The sequence below is a fragment of the Curtobacterium sp. ABR8 genome, from assembly GCF_057812125.1.
Genome location: NZ_CM173818.1, coordinates 1 through 23,472, shown reverse-complemented (window position 1 = coordinate 23,472; position 23,472 = coordinate 1). Strand labels below are relative to the sequence as shown.

At 67.8% G+C, this 23,472-nt stretch carries 18 protein-coding genes and 2 tRNA genes; 7 read left to right on the top strand and 13 right to left on the bottom strand.

The genetic code is table 11. The features are described 5' to 3' along the window. Window positions 1-4: 4 nt before the first annotated feature. The 5 genes from ACXKZB_RS00100 (at window position 5) to pknB (ending at window position 7,985) form a co-directional block, all read left to right on the top strand. Window positions 5-1,363: a Stp1/IreP family PP2C-type Ser/Thr phosphatase gene (locus ACXKZB_RS00100; RefSeq protein WP_123311262.1), complete on the top strand. Its 1,359-nt coding sequence runs from the start codon at window positions 5-7 to the stop codon at window positions 1,361-1,363. Further along, entirely contained in the window at window positions 1,360-2,802 is a 1,443-nt protein-coding gene (locus ACXKZB_RS00095) for an FtsW/RodA/SpoVE family cell cycle protein (RefSeq protein WP_488824209.1), read from the top strand. The genes ACXKZB_RS00100 and ACXKZB_RS00095 overlap by 4 nt, the downstream gene beginning before the upstream one ends. After that, window positions 2,799-4,253: a peptidoglycan D,D-transpeptidase FtsI family protein gene (locus tag ACXKZB_RS00090; protein WP_123311266.1), complete on the top strand. Its 1,455-nt coding sequence runs from the start codon at window positions 2,799-2,801 to the stop codon at window positions 4,251-4,253. Before ACXKZB_RS00095 ends, ACXKZB_RS00090 begins: the two co-directional genes overlap by 4 nt. After that, window positions 4,250-6,031 (top strand): protein kinase domain-containing protein, encoded by a 1,782-nt coding sequence (locus tag ACXKZB_RS00085; protein ID WP_488824208.1) that lies wholly within the window; start codon window positions 4,250-4,252, stop codon window positions 6,029-6,031. Before ACXKZB_RS00090 ends, ACXKZB_RS00085 begins: the two co-directional genes overlap by 4 nt. A gap of 121 nt (window positions 6,032-6,152) precedes the next feature. After that, the gene (gene pknB, locus ACXKZB_RS00080; protein ID WP_488824207.1) at window positions 6,153-7,985 is read left to right on the top strand and encodes a Stk1 family PASTA domain-containing Ser/Thr kinase; all 1,833 of its coding nucleotides are present in this window, start codon (window positions 6,153-6,155) and stop codon (window positions 7,983-7,985) included. Window positions 7,986-8,199: 214 nt separating this feature from the next. Here pknB and ACXKZB_RS00075 read toward each other — a convergent pair whose 3' ends face one another. Further along, complete coding sequence (locus ACXKZB_RS00075) at window positions 8,200-8,844, bottom strand: anthranilate synthase component II (protein ID WP_123311272.1); 645 nt, start codon at window positions 8,842-8,844, stop codon at window positions 8,200-8,202. Window positions 8,845-8,925: 81 nt separating this feature from the next. Between ACXKZB_RS00075 and ACXKZB_RS00070 the strand changes: the two genes are divergently transcribed. After that, window positions 8,926-9,180: a cell division protein CrgA gene (locus ACXKZB_RS00070; protein ID WP_123311274.1), complete on the top strand. Its 255-nt coding sequence runs from the start codon at window positions 8,926-8,928 to the stop codon at window positions 9,178-9,180. 422 nt (window positions 9,181-9,602) lie between these two features. Here ACXKZB_RS00070 and ACXKZB_RS00065 read toward each other — a convergent pair whose 3' ends face one another. Together ACXKZB_RS00065 and ACXKZB_RS00060 are read right to left on the bottom strand one after the other, a co-directional pair. Continuing rightward, the gene (locus ACXKZB_RS00065) at window positions 9,603-10,457 is read right to left on the bottom strand and encodes a rhomboid family intramembrane serine protease (RefSeq protein WP_488824206.1); all 855 of its coding nucleotides are present in this window, start codon (window positions 10,455-10,457) and stop codon (window positions 9,603-9,605) included. A 7-nt stretch (window positions 10,458-10,464) separates the two neighbouring features. Next, window positions 10,465-11,004, bottom strand: a complete 540-nt coding sequence (locus ACXKZB_RS00060; RefSeq protein ID WP_027466924.1) for a peptidylprolyl isomerase — start codon at window positions 11,002-11,004, stop codon at window positions 10,465-10,467. A gap of 116 nt (window positions 11,005-11,120) precedes the next feature. Between ACXKZB_RS00060 and ACXKZB_RS00055 the strand changes: the two genes are divergently transcribed. Continuing rightward, window positions 11,121-11,696, top strand: coding sequence for a hypothetical protein (locus ACXKZB_RS00055; protein ID WP_123311278.1), 576 nt, complete (start codon window positions 11,121-11,123; stop codon window positions 11,694-11,696). Between the two features lie 291 nt (window positions 11,697-11,987). Here ACXKZB_RS00055 and ACXKZB_RS00050 read toward each other — a convergent pair. The 10 genes from ACXKZB_RS00050 to dnaA form a co-directional block, all read right to left on the bottom strand. Further along, window positions 11,988-12,060, bottom strand: a tRNA-Ala gene (locus tag ACXKZB_RS00050). Window positions 12,061-12,115: 55 nt separating this feature from the next. Beyond that, window positions 12,116-12,192: transfer RNA gene (locus ACXKZB_RS00045), tRNA-Ile, on the bottom strand. A 75-nt stretch (window positions 12,193-12,267) separates the two neighbouring features. After that, entirely contained in the window at window positions 12,268-12,675 is a 408-nt protein-coding gene (locus ACXKZB_RS00040; RefSeq protein ID WP_027466922.1) for a DUF3566 domain-containing protein, read from the bottom strand. Beyond that, a complete protein-coding gene (gyrA, locus tag ACXKZB_RS00035) occupies window positions 12,668-15,325 on the bottom strand; it encodes a DNA gyrase subunit A (protein ID WP_123311280.1) in 2,658 nt (885 codons plus the stop codon). The genes ACXKZB_RS00040 and gyrA overlap by 8 nt, the downstream gene beginning before the upstream one ends. 133 nt (window positions 15,326-15,458) lie before the next feature. Continuing rightward, the gene (gyrB, locus tag ACXKZB_RS00030; RefSeq protein ID WP_488824205.1) at window positions 15,459-17,462 is read right to left on the bottom strand and encodes a DNA topoisomerase (ATP-hydrolyzing) subunit B; all 2,004 of its coding nucleotides are present in this window, start codon (window positions 17,460-17,462) and stop codon (window positions 15,459-15,461) included. A 133-nt stretch (window positions 17,463-17,595) separates the two neighbouring features. Beyond that, window positions 17,596-18,096, bottom strand: a complete 501-nt coding sequence (locus ACXKZB_RS00025) for a DciA family protein (RefSeq protein ID WP_123311284.1) — start codon at window positions 18,094-18,096, stop codon at window positions 17,596-17,598. Further along, a complete protein-coding gene (gene recF / locus ACXKZB_RS00020; RefSeq protein WP_488824204.1) occupies window positions 18,096-19,475 on the bottom strand; it encodes a DNA replication/repair protein RecF in 1,380 nt (459 codons plus the stop codon). Before recF ends, ACXKZB_RS00025 begins: the two co-directional genes overlap by 1 nt. A gap of 31 nt (window positions 19,476-19,506) precedes the next feature. After that, window positions 19,507-20,394, bottom strand: a complete 888-nt coding sequence (gnd, locus tag ACXKZB_RS00015) for a phosphogluconate dehydrogenase (NAD(+)-dependent, decarboxylating) (protein ID WP_111083684.1) — start codon at window positions 20,392-20,394, stop codon at window positions 19,507-19,509. A 70-nt stretch (window positions 20,395-20,464) separates the two neighbouring features. Next, window positions 20,465-21,610: a DNA polymerase III subunit beta gene (dnaN, locus tag ACXKZB_RS00010; RefSeq protein ID WP_111083683.1), complete on the bottom strand. Its 1,146-nt coding sequence runs from the start codon at window positions 21,608-21,610 to the stop codon at window positions 20,465-20,467. Between the two features lie 407 nt (window positions 21,611-22,017). Further along, entirely contained in the window at window positions 22,018-23,472 is a 1,455-nt protein-coding gene (dnaA, locus tag ACXKZB_RS00005) for a chromosomal replication initiator protein DnaA (protein WP_123311288.1), read from the bottom strand.

Sequence of the window (23,472 nt, the reverse complement as noted above, 5' to 3'; positions counted from 1 at the left end):
CGGCATGACCGCTCGCACGCTGAGCGCCGCTGTGTCCCACGTGGGCCGCATCCGCGCGAACAACCAGGACTCCGGCTACGCCGGGGCGCACCTGTTCGCGGTCGCTGACGGCATGGGCGGGCACGCCGGCGGCGACGTCGCCTCGGCGATCGCGATCCGGCGCATCCGCGAGGTCGACCGCGAGTTCCCGTCGGCGCACGACGCCGAGTTCGCGTTGCAGTCAGCGTTGATCGCGGCGAACCAGCTCATCACCGAGACGGTGTTCGAGCACCAGGAGCTCACCGGCATGGGCACCACGGTGTCCGCGATGATCCGGGTCGGCGAGCAGATCGCGATCGCGCACATCGGCGACTCGCGCATCTACCGTCACCGCGACGGCGAGCTGCAGCAGATCACGTCGGACCACACCTTCGTGCAGCGCCTGGTCGACAGCGGCCGGATCACCCCGGAAGAAGCAGCGGTCCACCCCCGCCGTTCGGTGCTCATGCGCGTGCTCGGCGACGTCGACGCCGCCCCGGAGGTCGACACCGCGATCATGGACATCCAGCCGGGCGACCGCTGGCTGCTGTGCTCCGACGGGCTGTCGTCGTACCTGGCCGAGGAACGCATCCGACACGCCCTGGCGTCGAACATGGACGCCAACCAGGTCACCCAGCGCCTCGTCAAGGAGACGCTCGACCACGGTGCCCCCGACAACGTCACCGTCGTCGTCATGGACGTCACCGCGGACGAGGTCGACGACGACGACGACGCGGCCACCACCGTCGGCTCCGCGGCTGCTCCCCTGACCTTCGAGGCGTCGACCGGCCGCAAGCCGATCCGCCTCCCCACGATCCTGCTGCACCCGCTCAAGGTCACCACCGCACCCGAGGACTCGCACTTCGAGCCCGAGTCCGACCAGTTCTTCGCGGAGCTCATCGCCGAGGACCGCCGACGCCGCATCCGACGCCGCGTGTCGTGGACCGTCGCGCTCGTGGTCGCCGTCGCCGTGCTCGTCGGCGCGGTGTTCGTCGGCTGGCGGATCACGCAGGACCACTACTACGTCGGCACCGACCGCGGCACGGTCGCGATCTACAAGGGCGTCCAGCAGTCGATCGGCCCACTGGCACTGTCGGACGTCTACGAGGACACCGACATCACGGTGTCGATGCTGCCGGACTACACCCGCGAGAACGTCCGCTCGACGATCAACGCGCAGTCGCTCGGCGACGCGCGCGACATCGTCGACCGACTCCGCAAGGCCGCCGAGACCGGGCAGGACCAAGCCGGCACCGGCGGCGACGGCGGATCCACCTCCTCGCCCTCGCCGTCCCCGACCCGGTCGTCGACGCCCTCGCCGTCCCCGACCCGGGGCTCGCGATGAGCAACGCCACCGCCCAGTCGTTCACCCAGGCGATCACGATCAAGCTCCGTGAACCCGCACGCGCTCGCAACCTCGAGCTCGTGCTCCTCGTCATCGCCTGCGGCATCTGCGCCGGCGCGATGGTCCTCGTGCAGCTCGGTACGAAGGGGCAGCTCTTCGACACCTCGGTGCTGTGGATCGGCGGGGGCATCCTCGGCCTCGCGCTCGTGATGCACGTGGTGCTGCGGGTCGTCGCGAAGAACGCCGACCCGTTCATCCTGCCGATCGCACTCGTCCTGAACGGCATCGGCATCGCCGAGATCTACCGCATCGACGTCCACAACGGCCTGTCCGGGTGGGACGCCATCGGCGTGAAGCAGATCGTCTGGACGATGCTCGCGATGGTCCTGGCGATCATCACGCTCGTCGCCGTCCGCAACCACCGGTTCCTGCAGCGGTACCGGTACATCTTCATGGCGCTGACGATCGTCCTGCTGCTCCTGCCGATGCTGCCCGGCATCGGCACGAACATCGGTGGCGCGCGGGTCTGGATCCAGATCGGGCCGTTCTCGTTCCAACCGGGCGAGCTCGCGAAGATCACCATGGCGTTGTTCTTCGCCGGCTACCTCGTCACCGCACGCGACTCGCTGTCGATCGTCGGCAAGAAGTTCCTCGGCATGACGTTCCCGCGGGCCCGCGACCTCGGCCCGATCCTGGTGATGTGGGGCGCCGCGATGGCCGTCCTCGTCTTCCAGCGCGACCTCGGCACGGCGCTGCTGTACTTCGGCCTGTTCCTCGTGATGATCTACGTCGCGACGGCACGACTGAGCTGGGTCCTCATCGGTCTGACCCTCTTCGTTGGAGGCGCGCTCGTCGCCCAGTCCGTGCTCGAGTACGTGCACGGCCGGTTCGAGCAGTGGCTCGACCCCTTCAACCAGGAGATCTTCGACCGGCAGACGCAGGGCAGCTACCAGCTCGTGCAGGGCCTGTTCGGCTTCGCGAACGGCGGGATCACGGGCACCGGCCTCGGGCAGGGTCGCCCGTACATCACGCCGGTGGCCAACGCCGACTACATCATCGCCTCGCTCGGCGAGGAGCTCGGGCTGATCGGTGTCTTCGCGATCCTCGCGCTCTTCATCGTCCTGGCGTCGCGGGGCCTGCGCGTGGCGTTCATGGCCCAGGACGACTTCGGCAAGCTGCTCGGTGTGGGCTTCGGCTTCATCATCGCGCTGCAGGTCTTCGTCGTCGTCGGCGGCATCACCCGGATCATCCCGGTGACGGGCCTGACCACGCCCTTCATGGCAGCGGGTGGTTCCTCGCTCATCGCGAACTGGATCATCGCCGCGATGCTGCTGCGACTCACCGATTCCATCCCAGCCGAACAACGCGTCCAGCAGGGTGCGATCCCCGCCGCGAGCGGGCGGTCTGCGCGCGCGACCAGGAAGGAGCGTCGTCGATGAACCGACAGCTCCGCGGTGTCTCGACCGTCATCGTGCTCATGTTCGTCGCACTCTTCGTGTCGACGACCTCGATCCAGTTCTTCTCGGCGGACACGCTCCGCGCCGACTCCCGCAACTCACGAACCATCTTGGACAGTTACTCGACCAAGCGCGGTGCGATCCTCGTCGACGGCAGCCCGATCGCCGAGTCGACCCCCGTGGACGACCAGTACGAGTACCAGCGCAAGTACACGAACGGCGACCTGTACTCGGCCGTCACCGGGTACTTCACCATCGGTCAGGGCAACACCGGCATCGAGAGCGCGGAGAACACCGTGCTGTCCGGCAACTCGGACGCGTCGTTCTTCCAGAACCTCAACTCGATCCTCACCGGCCAGGACGTCCAGGGCGACAACGTCAACCTGACGATCGACCCCGCCGTGCAGCAGGCCGCGTACGACGCCCTCGGCTCGAACAGCGGCGCCGTGGTCGCGATCCAGCCGAAGACCGGCAAGATCCTCGCCATGGTGTCGAAGCCGAGCTACGACCCGAACACGCTGACCTCACACGACACCGCGAAGGTCAAGGAGCAGTACGACGCCCTGCTCGGCGCCTCGTCGTCCCCGCTGCAGAACCGTGCGATCGGCGGCGACCTGTACACGCCGGGATCGGTGTTCAAGCTCGTCGTCGCGTCGGCTGCCCTCGAGGGCGGGAAGTACAACCTCGACTCGACGTTCCCGAACCCGTCGCGCCTGCAGCTCCCCGGCACGAGCTCGTACATCAACAACGCCGAGGGCGGCACGTGCGGCGGCGGCGACAAGGTCAAGCTCCGCACGGCCATCCAGTACTCGTGCAACATCCCGTTCGCCGAGCTCGGACAGAAGCTCGGGTACGACGCGATCAAGAGCATGGCCGACAAGTACGGCTTCGGTGACGCCATCGAGGTCCCGATGTCCGCGACCGCCAGCCAGTACCCCGAGGTCGACTCCACGGCGCAGCTCATGCTGAGCGCGTTCGGCCAGGCGAGCGTCCGGGTGTCCCCGCTGCAGATGGCCATGGTGTCGGCCGGCATCGCGAACGGCGGCAAGGTCATGCAGCCCTCACTCGTCGACTCGATCACCACGAGCGACCTGAAGACGGTCGAGTCCTTCTCCCCGAGGCAGTACAGTGATCCGCTGTCCTCCTCCGAGTCCGCTGACCTCACCGAGGCCATGCAGAGCGTCGTGAACGCCGGGACCGGAACGAATGCCAAGATCGACGGTGTCGACGTCGCAGGGAAGACGGGCACGGCCGAGGGCGGAACAGGCGATCCCTACACCCTCTGGTTCACCGGGTTCGCGCCCGCGAAGGACCCGGAGGTCGCCGTGGCGGTCGTCGTCGGAGACGGCGGCGGGCTCGGTCAGTCGGGAGTCGGCAACACAGTCGCGGCCCCGGTCGCGAAGAAAGTCATGGAGGCGGTGCTGAACAAATGAGACCCACCAGCGGACTCACCTTCGGTGGGCGGTACCAGCTCTCGTCCCGGGTCGCCATCGGCGGCATGGGAGAGGTGTGGCAGGCCACCGACCTCGTCATCGGCCGAACCGTCGCACTCAAGATCCTCAAGGACGAGTACCTCGGCGACCCCGGGTTCCTCGAGCGCTTCCGCGCCGAGGCCCGCCACGCTGCGCTCGTCAACCACGAGGGCATCGCCAACGTCTTCGACTACGGCGAAGAGGACGGCAGCGCCTACCTCGTGATGGAGCTCGTCCCCGGCGAAGCGCTCTCGACCATGATCGAGCGCGAGCACACGCTGCCGGTCGACAAGGTCCTGGACATCGTCGCGCAGACCGCGAACGCCCTGCAGGCCGCCCACGCGGTCGGTCTCGTGCACCGCGACATCAAGCCCGGCAACCTGCTCATCACGCCCGACGGCCGCGTCAAGATCACCGACTTCGGCATCGCACGCATCGCGGACCAGGTCCCGCTCACCGCGACCGGCCAGGTCATGGGCACCGTGCAGTACCTCTCGCCGGAACAGGCGAGCGGACACCCGGCGTCGCCGTCGACCGACATCTACTCGCTCGGCATCGTCGCGTACGAGTGCCTGGCGGGTCGCCGTCCCTTCACGGGTGAGTCGCAGGTCGCCATCGCGATGGCGCACATCAACGAGCAGCCGCCGGCACTGCCCGGGGACATCCCCGAGCCCGTCGCCGCGCTCGTGATCTCGTGCATCGCGAAGAAGCCCGCCGATCGTCCCGCGACCGCCGCCAACCTGGCGCGTGCCGCACAGGCGCTCCGTCGTGGTGACGTCGCGGCGGCCACCGTGGCCGTCCCCGCCATCGCGCAGGGCGGCACCGTGGCGTTCAACCCGCCGCAGGGGCAGGGCAACGACGCCGCCACGGCACTGCTCGGTACCCAGTCCGGCGCGGCCGCCGGCGGCGCCGGTGGACCCGTCGGACCGCGGTCCCCGGCAACGGACGAGCCAGAGGAACCGAAGAAGAAGCGCGCCTGGATCTGGTGGGTCATCGGCATCGTCGTCGTGCTCGCGATCGCCGGTGTCGTCGGAGCCTTCGCCCTGAACGGTGCGGCCGAGCCGGACCCGACCCCGTCGAAGTCCGCGACGAGGACCCCGCGTCCGTCGACGACGCCGTCCGAGACGCCGTCGCAGACGCCGGTCGACACCCGCGTGACCGTGTCGGCGGCCGACTACACGGGCCAGAACGCCGAGCAGGTCGCGAACCAGCTCCGTGGTCAGGGCCTCGTGGCCGAGGTCGTCGCCGGCTCGAACGCGACGTCCTCCGACCAGGTCGGCACCGTCGAGTCGCTCAGCCCCGAGGGCAGCCTCGAGCAGGGCACGACAGTGACGATCAAGGCGTTCGGCGACGTGCTGACCGCCGAGGCCCCCGAGCGTGCGACCGGTGGCTCCGTGAGCGACTCCGGCCGCGTCACGTTCAGCTGGCCGTCGTACGACAAGTGCCCCGCCGGGTACTCCGACGTGAGCTACACGTACACGATCGACAACGGCACGGTCCCGTCGAACGGCAGCAGCTCGGGCTCGACCTCCGGCACGGCGGTCACCGTCGCGGCCGCGCAGTCCGGCACGGTGACCCTGTCCTACAAGGTGACGTGCAAGTCGCCGCAGTCCGGCACGGCGGTCGTCTCCGACTCGTCGCCCGGGGCGCAGGTCACCTGGACCGAGCCCACCGAGGAGCCCACGACGGACCCGAACGACGGCATCGACCCCACCGACGCCCCGATGGACGGCAACTGAACGACCCCCGGACGGGGACTGTCGACACCGTTCGGTAACGGTTCGGTCGACCCCTCCCGGACCAGCGTCTCACCAGGTTCGGCTGCCGTACACTAGCCCGGACGGACAGACGGAGGAGTACGTGCCAGAAGGTGTGACCGCGGGGATCACCCTCCTCGCCAACCGTTACGAGATCGGTGACGTCATCGGTCGAGGCGGCATGGCAACCGTGCACCTCGGCAACGACACCCGTCTCGGTCGCAAGGTCGCGGTGAAGCTCCTGAAGCCGAGCCTGGCCAACGACCCGGCGTTCCGCACCCGGTTCCGGCAGGAAGCCCAGGCCGCCGCACGCATGGCGCACCCGACGGTCGTCCGCGTGTACGACGCGGGCGAGGAGACCGTGACCGAGACCTCGGGCGCCGAGGTGCAGGTCCCCTTCATCGTGATGGAGTACGTCGAGGGCCGCCCGCTCTCCGACATCATCGCCGAGGGCGCCGTCGCTCCGGCCGAGGCCGTCCGCATCACCGAGGGCATCCTCACCGCGCTCGAGTACTCCCACCGCGCCGGCGTCGTGCACCGGGACATCAAGCCCGCCAACGTCATGGTCACGCACAACGGCCAGGTCAAGGTCATGGACTTCGGCATCGCCCGCGCCATCACCGACACCTCGGCCACCGTCGCGCAGACCACGTCGATCCTCGGCACCGCGTCGTACTTCTCGCCGGAGCAGGCCCGCGGCGAGACCGTCGACGCCCGCACGGACATCTACTCCACCGGTGTCGTGCTGTTCGAGCTCCTCACCGGCCGTGCGCCCTTCCTCGGGGACACCCCGGTGGCGGTGGCCTACCAGCACGTCAGCGAGCAGCCCGTCGCACCGTCCTCGATCACGCCAGAGGTCTCGCCGGCGCTCGACGCCGTGACCCTGCACGCCCTGGTGAAGGACCGCACGCGCCGCTTCCAGAACGCAGCAGAGTTCCGCTCGGACCTGCAGCAGGCCGCTGCGGGCCGGGTTCCGGCGTCCACCAAGAAGATCCAGCAGAACGCGGCGAACGACGCCTCGACGGTGCTGTTCGGGGTCGACCCGCGCACCACGTCGAACCCGGCCGCGGCGTTCCGCGAGCTCGACGACGACACGGCTGAGCACCGCCCGCAGCGCACGCAGAACCGTCCGCCGGTGGCTTGGATCTGGGTCGGGATCCTGCTGACGGTCGCGGTCATCGTCGGTGTGGTGTTCTTCGTCGCGAACCTGCAGCCGGGCAAGCCGCCGGTGTCGTCGTCCGTGAGCGTCCCGAACGTCACCGGGTCGACCTTCAGTGCCGCGTCCACCGCCCTCGAGAAGAAGGACCTCACGGCCGTCAAGGTCGAGGAGAACTCCGACTCGGTCGACAAGGGCATGGTCATCCGCACCGACCCCGGTTCTGGCATCAACGTGGGCCGCAAGTCCAGTGTCAACGTCGTCGTGTCCCTCGGCCCCGAGCGGGTCCCGGTACCCGAACTGAACGGGCAGTCCCAGGCAGCGGCGCAGCAGGCGCTGGACGATGCCGGGTTCCGTGTCGGCGCGATCAGTTCCGACTACTCGTCCGACGTGCCGGAGGGCACCGTGATGAGTTCCGACCCCGAGTCCGGCTCGCTCCACACCAAGGGCATCGTGATCAACCTCACGGTCTCCAACGGCAAGGTCCAGCTGCCGAACGTCACGAACCAGCAGTTCTCCGAGGCCAAGGCGTCGCTCGAGCAGCTGGGCCTCACCGTGACGCCGTCACCGTCGTACTCGTGCACGGGCGGCCTCGTCACGCAGCAGGACACCCCCCAGGGAGACATCGCCCAGGGCAGTGCCGTCACGCTGACGTACTGCGCCGCGAGCCAGCCGACCCGCGCCCCGTCGACCGACAACGGGGACGACAAGGGCGACAACGGTGGAGACAACGGCGGGGACAACGGCGACAACGGTGGGGACAACGGCGACGGTCGCTGACCGTACCGATCACTGACGGCGTCTCCGCGGCTCTCGAGCCGACCACACGCATGCGCGTGCAGCGTGACGGGACGGTGACGGGCCTCCCGTCGGCGCGCTGACGGCCAGGAGGCCCGGCGCACCCCGCCACGCGGCCGCAGCTCGTCAGGTCGTCGCGTCCACTGCTGCGGCCGCCACCGTCAGGACACGACGCCGTCGTGCGTGCGCTGGCAGCTCAGGCGCGGTGCGTCGCGATGAGCGGGCCGAGGCCGTCGGCACGCTCGGCGGCACCGGACAGGCCGGTGGTCTCGAGCCAGTTGCCGACCATGCGGTAGCCGCCTTCGGTCAGGACCGACTCGGGGTGGAACTGCACGCCGTAGAGCGGGTGGTCACGGTGCTGGACGCCCATGATGACGCCGCCGCCGGTCCGGGCCGTGACGGTCAGTTCGTCGGGGACCGTCCCGTCGACGATGGCGAGGGAGTGGTACCGCGTCGCCGTGAACGGGTGCGGGACCCCGGCGAAGAGCGCACTGTCGTCGTGGTCGACCTGCGACGTCTTGCCGTGCATGAGTTCGTCTGCGTGCGTGACCGTGGCCCCGAGGGCCTCCGCGATCGCCTGGTGGCCGAGGCAGACCCCGAGCAGTGGGGTTCCGGAGGCCATCGCTGCGTGCACCGTCGGGATCGAGACGCCGGCGTCGGCCGGGGTGCCCGGGCCGGGCGACAGCAGGACACCGTCGTACTCGGCGATGCGGTCGGCGATCTCCGACTCGGGGAAGGCGTCGTTGCGGACCACGTCCGTCTCGGCCCCGAGCTGTTGGACGTACCCGTTCAGCGTGTAGACGAAGCTGTCGTAGTTGTCGACGACGAGGATCCTGGTCATGGCGGTTCACCGTACTCGTGGGGGATGTGTGCAGCGGTCTGCGGGCCGATCCACACACGTGGTCACGGTAGGATACCGGCCATGGCCAGTGACAAGGACCGCACCAAGCCCGCCCGGAGGACCCGAGCCGACTCGGTCGACACCGCGGGGGACAGCCCCAATCCGGTGTGGTTCAAGCCGGTCATGTTCGGCTTCATGATCATCGGCCTGGTCTGGGTGATCGTCTTCTACATCTCGAACGCGACCCTGCCGGTCCCGAGCCTCGGCTCGTGGAACATCCTGATCGGCTTCGGCATCATGTTCATCGGCTTCCTCATGACCACCCGCTGGCGCTGACACCAGCCGCGAGACCTCCCGACGCCCGTCGCACCACCAGGTGCGGCGGGCGTCGTCGTTCTCCACAGGAGTTCCGGGCTTCAGCGCCCGGATCGTCGAGGATCTGGGCGGTTGTCCACACTTCTCCACACTCTCCACATCGTCATCCACACCCCGACCCCGGAGTTATCCACAGCTGAGTCCACAGTGGGGATAATCACACGCGTGTAACTCACCGGTTTCTCCACACCTGTGGATAACTCTGCGGGCGTCTTGTGGACGGCGGACTGGAGGCCCGTGGCGGCCTGGCACCGCGCCTCCTGTCCGCCGTTCGGTCGCGGAAGCGACCAATGTCCGGCTGGCAGCGCCGTCCAGGCAGGGAACGACGAACGCCCCGCCGCGGAAGCGACGGGGCGTTCGGTCGGACGTGTGTCCGGATCGGGTCAACCGATGGTGACCGCGTACCCGACTGCGGTGAGCGCGATGCCGACCACCGCGGTGGCCGCGAGCAGGCCTATCTGCAGCGGCCGCTGCCGGACGTTCCGGGTCTTGGCGAACACGAAGCCCACCAGGAACCCGCCGATGATCCCACCGACGTGCGCCTGCCACGAGATGTTGATCCCCGGGAGGAACCCGACGACCAGGTTGAGCCCCATGATCACGAGGAGCTGCACTGCGTTCTGCCCGAGGCTCCGCTGCAGCACGAAGAACGCCGCGAAGAGACCGAAGATCGCACCGGACGCCCCCAGGACGGTCGTGCCAGGAGCGAGGAACGTCACGAGCATCGACCCGAAGATCCCGGTGATGAAGTACAACGCGACGAAGCGCCACGTACCGAGCATGTTCTCGAGCATCCGGCCGAAGATCCACAGCGCCCACATGTTGAACAGGATGTGGAAGATGCCCGAGTGCACGAACAGGGCAGTGACGACTCGCCACGGCTGCGTGGGCAAGAGGAACGAGTTGTAGGCCAGCAGGCTGGTGAAGAACCGGCCGCTCACCTGGTCGAGCAGCCAGATCGCGACGGTGACCGCCACGATGACGACCGTCGCCTTCTGGTCGAGCATCGCGAAGCGCCGTCGCGCGACCGTGAACCCGCTCGGGGCTCCGGACGCGCGACGGTTCGCTGCGAACTGTGCGCGCTGTTCCCGCACGCACTCCGGGCAGTGCACCCCGACTGCCGCCGGCGTCTGGCACTCCGGGCAGATCGTCCGCCCACAGCGCTGGCAGAGGACGAAGCTCTGCCGGTCCGGATGCCGGTAGCAGGTGTTGTTCGGGTTGTACGCCTGGTCGGTCACGTGAGGATCAGACGCCTTCGACGTCGATGCTCTGGATGACCACGTCCTCGACGGGCTTGTCGCGACCGTCGGTCGGGACACCCTCGATGGCGTCGACCACGGCACGGGACTCGTCGTCGGCGACCTCACCGAAGATGGTGTGCTTGCCCTGCAGCCACGGCGTCGCCACCGTGGTGATGAAGAACTGCGAGCCGTTGGTGCCGCGGCCACCCTGGATGCCGGCGTTCGCCATGGCGAAGATGTAGGGGTTCTGGAACGTGAGCTCGGGGGAGATCTCGTCGTCGAAGCGGTACCCGGGGCCACCGATGCCCTGGCCGAGCGGGTCGCCGCCCTGGATCATGAAGTCCTTGATGATGCGGTGGAAGATGACGCCGTCGTAGAGCTTGTCGGTGGAGACCTTGCCCGTGCCCGGGTGGGTCCACTCCTGCTGGCCCGTTGCGAGGTCGACGAAGTTCTTGACGGTCTTCGGAGCGTGGTTGCCGAACAGGTTGACGCGGATGTCGCCCTTGTTGGTGTGGATCGTTGCGACAGCGGTGTGCAGAGACATGTTCCGATTCTCGCATGTACCGGCTGCGTACGGACCGGACCCACAGGTGAGGCTCCGTGACCTGTCAGGGACTCTGGTGGCAGGATGGGGTCACGCCGATCCGATGGAGGTACCAGATGACGACGATCGAGATCCCGCGCAAGCGTCGGAAGCAGATCAAGAAGCTCAAGGGCCAGACCGCCTCGCTCCTCGGAGAGCAGCGCAAGGTCCTCGAGCACGCGAACGCGATCCTGGCGGAAGCCCGGTCGAACGCAGCCGACGCAGCCCGCAAGGACATCGCCCCTCGTGTGCAGAACGCGATCGACAACGGGATCCGTCCCGCGGTCGCGACCGGGGTACACGCTGCGACGTCCGCAGCACAGAGTGCTTCGCACAAGTTCCAGTCCGAGGTCATCCCCGGACTGGTGTCGACCGCTGGCTCCGTGCTGAGCGTCACCGACCTCGCGAAGGACCCCCGGGTCAAGAAGATCGTGAAGAACGCCCAGAAGAAGGGCAAGAAGGCCAAGAAGGCTGCTGTGAAGTACGTTCCGTCGCAGCAGAAGAAGGGCATCGGCTTCGGCGGTGTCGCACTCATCATTGTCGGCGTCGTCGCCGTTGCTGGTGCTGCGTACGCCGCGTACCAGACGCTCCGTGCCGACGACGACCTCTGGGTCGCCGACGACGCTGACACGGCGGAGAAGCCCGCCGCCTGACCTCCACGGTTCGTACGAAGGGCCCCGGCACTCCGCCGGGGCCCTTCGTCGTTCCCGGACGCGGTGCTGCGAGGACACGCCCGTCCGTCGGCGCCGCGGTTCCACGACATGCCGTCCGCTGCCCGCCGAGGTTCCACCGGCCGCCCGCGGCGCGCTCGAGATGCCGAGATCTCGGAACCTCGACGCAGCGGCACACGCCGGACCCGAGCACGCACGAAGGCACGAGACCACCACGGCGGAGCGACCGGGCGGAGGGAGGAACAACCGCAGCAGGGTCATCCCGGAGTGGAGTGGAGCCTGGGAGAATCGAACTCCCGACATCCTGCTTGCAAAGCAGGCGCTCTACCAACTGAGCTAAGGCCCCGGGTGCCACCGAGGTGCTCGGCGACGGGATGGAATTGTCGTGTGTTCCGGAGAACTGGTGGGGCTACAAGGACTTGAACCTTGGACCTCTTCGTTATCAGCGAAGCGCTCTAACCGCCTGAGCTATAGCCCCTCAGACCGGATGAAAGCCTACCGTACGGATCTCGCAGAACGAAATCGAGCGGTCGGCCCACCCGGCCCGGGTGTGTCAGTTGTTCGTGAAGCCGACGAGCAGGCCGCCGGTGATGCGGACACTGAGGTTGTAGAGGACACTCACGATGGCGCCGAGCACGGTGCCGACGACCACGTTGAGGATGCCCACGACGATGGAGAACCCGAGCACCTGACCCAGTGAGAACTGGTCCATGATCGAGTAACTGTTCTGCCCGGTGACGTCCTTCAACAGGGCGTCCACCTGCGTGAACACGCCCGTCTGGTTGAGGATGACCCACACCAGTGCCGTGGCGACCACGATCACGATGCTGCCGGCCAGGGCGATGAGGAAGCTGAGCTTCACCATCGACCAGAAGTCGACGTAGACCAGCCGCAACCGCACCTGGCGGGTGCCGACGGGTCGCTTCGCCTTCTTCTGGAGCTTCTCGGCGACACTACTCATTGCTTGACTGGTCCTCTCCGGCCTCGTCTTCGACGGGCGCGGTGTCGATGGGATCAGTGGAGTCCGGGGCCGCTTCGGCAGGGCTGACCGTCTCCACCGGGCCCGCGGGCTCGATCTCGGCGTCGTCCTGGTCGTCCAGGTTCCGCTCTGTGTTCCGGGCCACGGCGATGATCTTGTCGTTCTCCGCGAACCTCGCGAAGACGACACCCATCGTGTCACGGCCCTTGGCGGGCACCTCGGCCACGGCAGACCTTACCACCTTGCCCGATTGCAGCACGACGAGCACCTCGTCGTCCTCACCGACGATGAGAGCACCCACAAGGTCGCCCCGGTCCATCGCCAACTTGGCCACCTTGATCCCGAGTCCGCCACGACCCTGGATGCGGTACTGGTCGACGGAGGTGCGCTTGGCGTACCCGCCCTCGGTCATCACCCAGACGAAGCCGTCGTCCGAGACCACCCGTGCTGCGAGCAGCGAGTCGCCCTCGCGGAAGGACATGCCCTTCACGCCGGAGGTTGATCGACCCATCGGCCGCAGGGTGTCGTTCGTCGCCGTGAACCGGAGCGACATGCCCTGTCGTGAGACGAGCAGCAGGTCGTCGTGCTCGTCGACGAGCAGCGCCTGCCGGAGCTTGTCGCCGTCACGCAGGTTGATCGCGATGATGCCGCCGGTGCGGTTCGTGTCGTACTCGGTGAGCGCGGTCTTCTTCACCAGACCGTGCTCGGTCGCGAGCACGAGGTACTGGGCGACCTCGTAGTCGCGGATGTCGAGCACCTGCTGGATCTGCTCGTCCGGCTGCATGGCGAGCAGGTTCGCGACGTGCTGGCCCTTGGCGTCGCGGCCGGCTTCCTGCAGCTCGTACGCCTTGGCGCGGTAGACCCGGCCCTGGTCGGTCAGGAACAGCAACCAGTGGTGCGTCGTCGTGACGAAGAAGTGCTCGACGATGTCGTCGGCGCGGAGCTGGGCGCCCCGCACACCACGGCCACCCCGGTGCTGCGAGCGGTACTGGTCGCTGCGCGTTCGCTTGACGTACCCGCCGCGGGTGATGGTGACGACCATCTCCTCTTCGGGGATGAGGTCTTCCATCGACATGTCGCCGTCGTAGCCGAGCATGATCTCGGTGCGGCGGTCGTCGCCGAAGCGGTCGACGATCTCCTCGAGCTCGTCGCGGATGATCGTGCGCTGCCGGGTCTCCGACGCCAGGATGTCCTGGAAGTCGGCGATCTTGCGCTCGAGTTCCTCGGCCTCGTCGTGGATCTTCTGGCGCTCGAGGGCGGCCAGGCGACGGAGCTGGAGTTCGAGGATCGCGCGCGCCTGGATCTCGTCGACGGACAGCAGGTCCATCAGGCCGGTGCGGGCCTCTTCGACGTCGGGCGACCGGCGGATGAGCGCGATGACCTCGTCGAGGGCGTCGAGTGCTGCGAGGTAGCCACGCAGGATGTGCGCACGCTTCTCGGCTTCGCGGAGGCGGAACTGGGTACGGCGGACGATGACGTCGACCTGGTGCGCGACCCACGCCGAGATGAACCCGTCGAGCGGCAGGGTGCGGGGCACCCCGTCGACGATCGCGAGCATGTTCGCGCCGAAGTTCTCCTGCAGCTGCGTGTGCTTGTACAGGTTGTTCAGCACGACCTTCGCCACGGCGTCGCGCTTGAGCACGATGACGAGGCGCTGACCGGTACGACCCGAGGTCTCGTCGCGGATGTCCGCGACGCCGGCGAGCTTGCCGTCCTTGACGAGGTCGGCGATCTTGATCGCGAGGTTGTCCGGGTTGACCTGGTACGGCAGCTCGGTGACGACGAGGCAGGTGCGGCCCTGGATCTCCTCGACGTTGACGACGGCGCGCATCGTGATCGAACCGCGGCCGGTGCGGTAGGCGTCCTGGATGCCCTTGGTGCCGAGCACCTGCGCACCGGTCGGGAAGTCCGGCCCCTTGATCCGCTGCATGAGCGCGGCGAGGAGTTCCTCACGCGTGGCCTCGGGGTTGTCGAGCGCCCACTTCGCGCCCTCGGCGACCTCGCGCAGGTTGTGCGGGGGGATGTTCGTCGCCATGCCGACCGCGATGCCGACGGAGCCGTTGACCAGCAGGTTCGGGAACCGAGCCGGCAGGATCGCGGGCTCCTGTGTCCGACCGTCGTAGTTGTCCTGGAAGTCGACGGTGTCCTCGTCGATGTCCCGGACCATCTCCATGGCGAGCGGTGCCATCTTGGTCTCGGTGTACCGCGGAGCAGCGGCGCCGTCGTTGCCCGGCGAGCCGAAGTTGCCCTGGCCGAGCGCGAGCGGGTACCGCAGCGACCACGGCTGCACCAGGCGGACGAGCGCGTCGTAGATCGCCGAGTCGCCGTGCGGGTGGAACTGGCCCATGACGTCACCGACGACGCGGGAGCACTTCGAGAACGCGCGGTCCGGGCGGTACCCGCCGTCGAACATCGCGTAGATCACGCGGCGGTGCACCGGCTTCAGGCCGTCGCGGACCTCGGGCAGTGCACGTCCGACGATGACGGACATGGCGTAGTCGAGGTAGGAACGCTGCATCTCGAGCTGCAGGTCGACCTGTGAGATGCGGTCACCGGAGACGACGATGTCCCCGCTGTCGCCGTGGACGATCTCGGGCTGCTCGTCGGGGGCGTTCTCGTTGTCGTCAGCCATTGGCTTGCGTTACCTTTCTGACGGCCGGGAGGCCGTGGTGACGTTCGTCGCGGTGGACGCGACCACAGGTGGTCCGGACCAGAGCACGCGGCTGGCACCGCGCCTCCAGGCCGGGTCGAGATGTCGAGACTGTTCAGATGTCCAAGAACCGGACGTCCTTGGCGTTCTGCTGGATGAACTGGCGACGTGCGTCGACGTCTTCACCCATCAGCGTCGAGAACGTGCTGTCCACCGCGGCGGCGTCCTCGAGCGTGACCTGCAGGAGCGTGCGGGTGTCCGGGTTCATCGTGGTGTCCCAGAGCTCCTTGTAGTCCATCTCGCCGAGGCCCTTGTAGCGCTGGATGCCGTTGTCCTTCGGGATCCGCTTGCCGGCGGCGATGCCCGACTGCATCAGGGCGTCGCGCTCCCGGTCGCTGAACACGTACTCGTGCGCCGCGTTCGACCACTTCAGGCGGTACAGCGGCGGCTGCGCGAGGTACACGTAGCCGCGCTCGATGAGCGGACGCATGTAGCGGAACAGCAGGGTGAGCAGCAGCGTGGTGATGTGCTGGCCGTCGACGTCGGCATCGGCCATCAGCACGATCTTGTGGTACCGGGCCTTGTCCGGGTCGAAGTCCTCACCGATGCCGGCGCCGAACGCCGTGATCATCGACTGGATCTCCTGGTTCGCGAGCGCGCGGTCGAGTCGCGCCTTCTCGACGTTCAGGATCTTGCCGCGCAGGGGCAGGATCGCCTGGGTCATCGGGTTGCGGCCCTGCACGGCGGAACCGCCGGCGGAGTCACCCTCGACCATGAAGATCTCCGACAGGGTCGGGTCCTTCGACTGGCAGTCCTTCAGCTTGCCGGGCATGCCGCCCGACTCGAGCAGGCCCTTGCGACGCGTGGTCTCACGGGCCTTGCGGGCCGCGAGCCGTGCCTGGGACGCCTGGATCGCCTTGCGGACGACGTCGCGGGCCTGCGTCGGGTTGCTCTCGAACCAGTGCGTGAGTTCGGTGCCGACGACGCGCTGGACGAACGACTTCGCCTCGGTGTTGCCGAGCTTCGTCTTCGTCTGGCCCTCGAACTGCGGCTCGCCGAGCTTCACGGAGATGACGGCCGTCAGTCCCTCACGGATGTCGTCACCCGTGAGGTTGTCGTCCTTCTCCTTGATGATCTTCGTCTCGCGCGCGTAGCGGTTGACGAGCGTCGTGAGCGCAGCACGGAAACCTTCTTCGTGCGTGCCGCCCTCGTGCGTGTTGATCGTGTTCGCGAAGGTGTGGACGCTCTCCTGGTACGAGGTGTTCCACTGCATCGCGACCTCGAGCGCGATCTTGCGCTCGGTGTCCTCGGACTCGAAGCCGATGACGTCCGGGTGGACGAGGTCGGCCTTCTTCTGCGCGTTGATGTACTCGACGTAGTCGGCGAGACCGCGCTCGTACATGAAGGAGTCGTTGCGCGCCTCTTCCCCTCCTTCCGGGGTGCGCTCGTCGCGCAGGTTGATCCGCAGGCCCTTGTTGAGGAAGGCCATCTGCTGGAAGCGCGTGCGCAGGGTCTCGTAGTCGAAGACGACGGTCTCGAAGATCTCGGCGTTCGGCCAGAAGGTGATCGTCGTGCCGTGCTCGTCCGACGGCTCGTCCTTGGTCAGCGGTGCGACCGGGACGCCGTCGGTGTAGCTCTGGCGCCAGACGTGGCCCTGCTGACGGACCTCGACGTCGAGCTCGGAGCTCAGCGCGTTCACGACGGACGAACCGACGCCGTGCAGACCACCGGAGACCGCGTACGCGCCGCCGCCGAACTTGCCGCCGGCGTGCAGGACGGTCAGGACGACCTGGACGGTCGAGACGCCCTCGGCCGCGTGGATGCCGACCGGGATGCCACGGCCGTTGTCGACCACGCGGACACCACCGTCTTCACGGATGGTGACGTCGATGGTGTCGCAGTACCCGGCGAGGGCCTCGTCGACGGAGTTGTCGACGATCTCCTGGACCAGGTGGTGCAGACCGCGGGGCCCCGTCGAACCGATGTACATACCGGGACGCTTGCGGACCGCCTCGAGCCCCTCGAGCACCTGAATCTGGTCTGCTCCGTAGGACGGTTCGCTCTGCGGGGTCTCCGCGTCGAGCGGGTTCTGCGGGTCGTCTTCAGATTCTGATGCCATGTCGAGCGTGCTCCTGCCTGCGCGCGGAACGCCCGCGCACTGCACCTCCCAGTCTACCGCAGAGGCCCCTCTTTCGAGGGCTCATCCGGCCCACAGACGGGCTTTTTTGGCACCGCAGGATGATTTCGTCGGCTCAACCGTAGGTGTCGCGAGGACCGCGCCCCTGGACCGTCCTGGGGCCGCGTTTCCAGGTGGGGACGTCCGGCCCCGAAACCCGGATCGACTCGACCCCGGCTTCCGGGTGCCGCTCGGCGATCGTCGTCGTGACGCTCGCACGCATGAGCCGGAGCTGCGTCGCCCAGGCCGTCGAGTCGCACCGGATGACCAGCGCACCGTCGTCGATGGTCACCGGGGTGGAGTGCTTCGCGAGTTCCTCGCCGACCACGCTGGGCCAGTCGACGAAGAGCTCCGAGCGGGCCAGGGGTTCGGTCCACCCGAGTTCGTTCGCCAGGGATCCGACGACGTCGCCGAGTCCTCGGGGTTCACGGCCACGGCCGTAGGGGACGGTGTCGGCGTCGAACTCGCGGGAGCGGCGGCGGCGCGCGTCCACCCCGCGCTTCGACGGGTCGCCGAAGACGGCGCGGAGGTGGCGGTAGACGCGGGACGGTTCCGTCGGCTTCCAGGGGCGGGGCATCAGGAGCCGGCTTCCGGCGGCGTCGTCGTCACGCCGGTCGCGTCCGTCGTGTCGGCCGTGTTGGTCGCATCCGTCGTGTCGGTCGCATCCGTCGTGTCGGTCGCATCCGTCGTGTCGGTCGCATCCGTCGTGTCGGTCGCATCCGTCGTGTCGGTCGCATCCGTCGTGTCGGTCGCATCCGTTTCCGGACTGGAGGCGCGGCTCGCGTCCGCCTCGGCGGTCACGATCGTGCCCGCCTCGATCCGCACCGTGTGCGCCGCCAGCTGCGCGGGGACGTCGCCGAACACCGCCGCCGTGATGAGGACCTGCTCGTAGTCCGCCACCGCGTTGCCCAGCCGTTCGCGTCGGGATTCGTCGAGTTCGGCGAACACGTCGTCGAGGATGATGATCGGGTCACCGAGGTTCGACTCAGCCCGCAGGATCGACGCGCTCGCCAGCTGGATCGCGAGCGCGAACGACCAGGACTCACCATGACTGGCGTATCCGCGGGCAGGTAACCCGTTCAGCTGGAACAACACGTCGTCACGGTGCGGGCCGACGAGGGTGAGTCCGCGGTCGAGTTCGTCCCGGCGGCGTCGCTCGAGTGCCGCGGCGAACGCCTCGGCCGCCGCCGCGACCGTCACCGGCTCGTCCGGTGTCCCGAGCACGGGGTCCGTCGCCGCCGCGGCCTCCGGGTCACCGCCGCGGATGGAGAGGACGCCGGCGATCGAGGCGTCGTGGTGCTCGCCGGCGACCGTCGCGTAGGCCTCGGCGACGAACGGTGCGAGCCGCCGGGTCAGGTGGTCGCGCGCGGCGACGATCTCGGCACCGAGACCGACGAGCCGGTCGTCCCAGACGTCCAGCGTCGACAGGGCGTTCGCCTTCGCTCCCGTCGCCCGGGCCGACTTGAGCAGGGTGTTCCGCTGTCGGAGCGTCCGGTCGTAGTCGGCCAGGACCCCTTGCATCCGCGGTGCGATCTGGCCGAGCAGCTCGTCGAGCATGCGCCGGCGGCCGGCCGGCTCGCCGCGGACGAGGGCGAGGTCCTCGGGGGCGAAGAGCACGGAGGTGCAGTAGCGCGGGAGTTCACGGGGCTTGATCGCCGACCGGTTCACCTGCGCACGGTTCGCACTCGTGCGGTTGATCTGCACCTCGGCGAGGATGCTGCGGTCCTCGTGCGCCAGGCGGGCCCGGACGATCGCGGCGTCACAGCCCTGCCGCACGAGTGCGGCATCGGTCGGGACGCGGTGGGACCCGAGCGTGGACAGGTAGCCGATCGCCTCGACCAGGTTGGTCTTGCCCTGCCCGTTCCGTCCGACGAACAGGTTCGGCCCGCGTGCGAGGTCGACGTCCGCCTCCCGGTAGTTCCGGAAGTCGGTGAGTTGGAGATGGTCGACGTGCACGCGGGCCGAGTCCGGGTTTCCCCGGGTGGTCCTAGGACTTCTTGACGGCGTGACCGCCGAACTGGTTGCGGAGCGCCGCGACGGCCTTCATCGTCGGGGACGCGCTGCCCTGACGCGAGACGAAGCGCGCGAAGATCGACGCCGACAGCGCCGGCATCGGCACGGCGAGCTCGATGCCCTCTTCCAGGGTCCAGCGACCCTCGCCCGAGTCCTCGACGTAGCCCTCGAGCTCGTCGAGCTTCGGGTCTTCGTTGAGGGCCAGGACCATGAGGTCGAGCAGCCAGGAACGGACGACCGTTCCGCGCTGCCACCCGGCGAACACCGCGGGGACGTCCGTGATCAGGTCCTTGGCCTCGAGGAGCTCGTAGCCCTCGCCGTACGCCTGCATGATCGCGTACTCGATGCCGTTGTGGACCATCTTGGCGTAGTGACCGGCGCCGATCGGGCCGGCGTGCGAGAAGCCCTCTTCGCGCGGGCCCTCGGGGCGCAGTGCGTCGAAGACCGGCATCGCGAACTCGACGTCCTTGACGTCACCGCCGACCATGAGGCCGTAGCCGTTGTCCTTGCCCCACACGCCGCCGGAGACACCGACGTCCATGTACCGGATGCCGCGCGCACCGAGCTGCTCGGCGTGCGTGGTGTCGTCGAGCCACTTCGAGTTGCCGCCGTCGATGACGAGGTCGCCCTCGTTCAGGACGCCGGCGAGTTCGGTGATGACGTCGTCGGTGATCTTGCCGTGCGGCACCATCACCCAGACGAGTCGCTGACCCTCGGGCAGGGCGCCCGCCAGGTCTGCGAGGCTCGCGACGTCGGAGACGGCGGGGTTGGCGTCGTAACCGGTGACCTCGATCCCTGCGTTGCGGAGACGGGCACGCATGTTGTTGCCCATGCGACCAAGGCCGACAAGACCGATGTGCATGATTTCCTCTTCTGTTTCGTCGTCGCGCTGAGGCCGAAGGTGGTGGGTCAGCGCAGTGTTCCTGTTGCGCCTATCGCAGCAGCAGGTTGGGCTGCAGCAGGTACCGGTATCCATCGGTCGCGGCAGCCTCTTGCGAAGTCTGGCCGGTGATCAGCACCGGGCCCGGCTTGTTGGGGTTCTCCGTCTTGGTGAAGGAGATGCGGACGAACTCGGAGTGCACCGCGTTCAGTCCGTCCAGGAGGAAGGCGGGCTTCAGCGAGACCACCGTTTCCTCTCCGGTCAGCAACGCACTGATCGACTCTGACGCCTGCGCTTGTTCGGATCCGATCGCCTCGAGCGTGAGCCCGTCGACCGTGAAGGAGAACCGGAGCGCTGCTTCGCGCTCCAGGACGAGTGAGACCCGTCGGACGGCTTCGACCAGCTCGGCGGTGTTGATGACCGCGTGGTCGTTGACGTTCTCGGGGAAGAGCCGGCGGACCGGCGGGTAGTTGCCCTTGATGAGCAGGGACGTGACGGTCTTGTCGTCGGCGTGGAACGCGATGAGCTCACGGTCCGAGTTGCCGCTGATCGACACCGAGACGGTGGACGCCGACCCGAAGGTCCGGCCGACCTCCTGCAGGGTGCGGGCCGGGACGAGGGCGTGCAGCGGGTCCGATCCGACGCGGCCGGAGTCCCATGCGATGGTGCGGACGGCCACGCGGTAGCGGTCCGTGGCGATGAGCGACAGGTCGTTGTCGCCGACCTCGAGCTGGACACCGGTGATGACGGGGGTGACGTCGTCGCGGCTCGCGGCGACCGCGACCTGCGACACGGCTTCGGAGAACGCGTCGCCGGGGATGACGCCGGTCTGCGGACCGATCTCGGGCAGCGTCGGGTACTCCTCGACCGGCATGGACAGCAGCGTGAAGTGTGCCGATCCGCAGGAGACCGAGATCTTCGAGTCCTCGGTCGTGAAGGTGACCGGGGCGTTCGGCAGTCGGCTCGCGATGTCGTTCAGGAGCCGGCCGGAGACCAGGACCGTGCCCGGGTCGTCGATCTGCGCCGAGATGGACGTCTGCGCCGAGACCTCGTAGTCGAACGACGAGAGCGTCAGACGATCCCCGTCGGCGTGGATCAGGACGCCCGACAGGATCGGGAGGGTCGTGCGCTGTGGGAGGAGTTTCACCGCGAAGGAGACGGCTTCGGAGAAGACGTCCCGGTTGACCTCGAACTTCACAGCTGGAACCCCTGTCGATCGGCTTGGACTGTCCGGCCGCCCCATTCTGGCACAGGCGGACGTGGGCCGGATTTCTTGTCATCCCGCCGTCCACAAGGTTGTCCCGCGGAGATGGATCGTTAACCAGGAGTAATGGTGTTAACGCCTGTGCACACTGTGGATAACCCTGTGCATGCCGCTCGGCCGTAGGGAACTACACGGTTGTGACTTGTGGGCGGTCTGTGGGCGACGTCGGGATGAATGAATCTCATCTATCCACTTCCATCCCCAGTTTCCACAGGAGGCCCCCTCGCTGTGAACAACCGGGCGGCGTGTCCTCCACAGTTATCCACAGGCTATCCACACTGTGAGAACTCCGGCCCATGGAACCGTCTCAGATGGTGGATGCGCCCGGAGACGGGCCGATCTCAGCGGTAGCGGCGGTCCTGCTTGATGCGGCTCGTGAGCTCGGTGACCTGGTTGTAGATCGACCGGCGCTCCTTCATGAGCTCCGTGATCTTCTTGTTCGCGTACATGACCGTGGTGTGGTCGCGGTTGCCGAACAGCTGCCCGATCTTCGGCAGGGACAGGCTCGTGAGCTCGCGGCACAGGTACATCGCGATCTGCCGAGCGGTGGCGATCGCCTGGGACCGGGACGAGCCGTACAGGTCGTCGACGGAGAGCTTGAAGTACTCCGCGGTGTGGTTGATGATGTCCGTCGGCGCGACGACGTTGTCCTCGTCGAGGGTGATCAGGTCCTTGAGGACGGTCTGCACCAGGGCCATGTCGACGGCCGTCCGGTTCAGGCTCGCGAACGCCGTGACGCGGATGAGCGTCCCCTCGAGCTCGCGGATGTTGCTCGACACCTTCGACGCCATGAACTCGAGGATGTCGTCGGGCACCTGCAGGTGGTCGGACTGCGCCTTCTTGCGGAGGATCGCGATGCGCGTCTCGAGCTCGGGCGCCTGCACGTCGGTGATCAGGCCCCACTCGAAGCGGGAGCGCATGCGGTCCTCGAACCCGGTCAGGTGCTTCGGTGCCACGTCGGACGTGATGACGACCTGCTTGTTGTGGTCGTGCAGCGTGTTGAACGTGTGGAAGAAGGCCTCCTGCGTGGAGTCCTTCCCCTGCAGGAACTGGATGTCGTCGATGAGCAGGATGTCGATGTCGCGGTAGCGCTGCTGGAACTGGTTCGAGCGGTTGTTCGCGATCGAGTTGATGAAGTCGTTGGTGAACTCCTCGCTCGACACGTACCGGACGCGGATCCCCGGGTAGAGGCTCTCGGCGTAGTGCCCGATGGCGTGGAGCAGGTGGGTCTTGCCCAGCCCGGAGTCGCCGTAGATGAAGAGGGGGTTGTAGGCCTTCGCCGGTGCCTCGGCGACCGCGACCGCTGCGGCGTGCGCGAAGCGGTTCGACGAGCCGATGACGAAGTTGTCGAAGTTGTACTTCGGGTTCAGCCGCGACTCGGGCCGTCCGCTCGTGCCCGGGGAGTCGATCTGGCTCGGGACGAAGGGTGCCTCGATGTACTGGCGGGGTGCGGCGCTCTGCTCCACCGCTTCCTGCACGGGCTCGGCGTACTCCGGCACGTTCGGGTCGACGCGCGGCTCGGACGCCATGTCCGGGTTCACGGTGATGGCGAAGTTCGCGACCGTGTCGTCCCCGATGCGTGCGACGGCCTCGGTGATCGGGATGCGGATCCGCTGCTCGAGCATGCCGCGGGTCAGGTCGTTGGGGACCTCGAGGTACAGGGTGCCGGCGAGGACGCCCTTCGGTTCGACCAGGTTGAGGAACCCGTGGAGCTGCGGCGTGATGCGGGGGTCCTCGGCGAGGATTCCGAGTACGGATGACCAGAGGTCCTCGACGGGGTCGGCCGGCATCGTCAT

What these genes read in the sequence shown, in the direction of transcription:
- ACXKZB_RS00100 (WP_123311262.1), top strand. Translation starts at nt 5, where the DNA reads ATGACCGCTCGCACGCTGAGCGCCGCTGTGTCCCACGTGGGCCGCATC.
- ACXKZB_RS00095 (WP_488824209.1), top strand. Translation starts at nt 1,360, where the DNA reads ATGAGCAACGCCACCGCCCAGTCGTTCACCCAGGCGATCACGATCAAG.
- ACXKZB_RS00090 (WP_123311266.1), top strand. Translation starts at nt 2,799, where the DNA reads ATGAACCGACAGCTCCGCGGTGTCTCGACCGTCATCGTGCTCATGTTC.
- ACXKZB_RS00085 (WP_488824208.1), top strand. Translation starts at nt 4,250, where the DNA reads ATGAGACCCACCAGCGGACTCACCTTCGGTGGGCGGTACCAGCTCTCG.
- ACXKZB_RS00075 (WP_123311272.1), bottom strand. Translation starts at nt 8,844, where the DNA reads ATGACCAGGATCCTCGTCGTCGACAACTACGACAGCTTCGTCTACACG.
- ACXKZB_RS00070 (WP_123311274.1), top strand. Translation starts at nt 8,926, where the DNA reads ATGGCCAGTGACAAGGACCGCACCAAGCCCGCCCGGAGGACCCGAGCC.
- ACXKZB_RS00060 (WP_027466924.1), bottom strand. Translation starts at nt 11,004, where the DNA reads ATGTCTCTGCACACCGCTGTCGCAACGATCCACACCAACAAGGGCGAC.
- ACXKZB_RS00055 (WP_123311278.1), top strand. Translation starts at nt 11,121, where the DNA reads ATGACGACGATCGAGATCCCGCGCAAGCGTCGGAAGCAGATCAAGAAG.
- ACXKZB_RS00040 (WP_027466922.1), bottom strand. Translation starts at nt 12,675, where the DNA reads ATGAGTAGTGTCGCCGAGAAGCTCCAGAAGAAGGCGAAGCGACCCGTC.
- gyrA (WP_123311280.1), bottom strand. Translation starts at nt 15,325, where the DNA reads ATGGCTGACGACAACGAGAACGCCCCCGACGAGCAGCCCGAGATCGTC.
- gyrB (WP_488824205.1), bottom strand. Translation starts at nt 17,462, where the DNA reads ATGGCATCAGAATCTGAAGACGACCCGCAGAACCCGCTCGACGCGGAG.
- ACXKZB_RS00025 (WP_123311284.1), bottom strand. Translation starts at nt 18,096, where the DNA reads ATGCCCCGCCCCTGGAAGCCGACGGAACCGTCCCGCGTCTACCGCCAC.
- gnd (WP_111083684.1), bottom strand. Translation starts at nt 20,394, where the DNA reads ATGCACATCGGTCTTGTCGGCCTTGGTCGCATGGGCAACAACATGCGT.
- dnaA (WP_123311288.1), bottom strand. Translation starts at nt 23,472, where the DNA reads ATGACGATGCCGGCCGACCCCGTCGAGGACCTCTGGTCATCCGTACTC.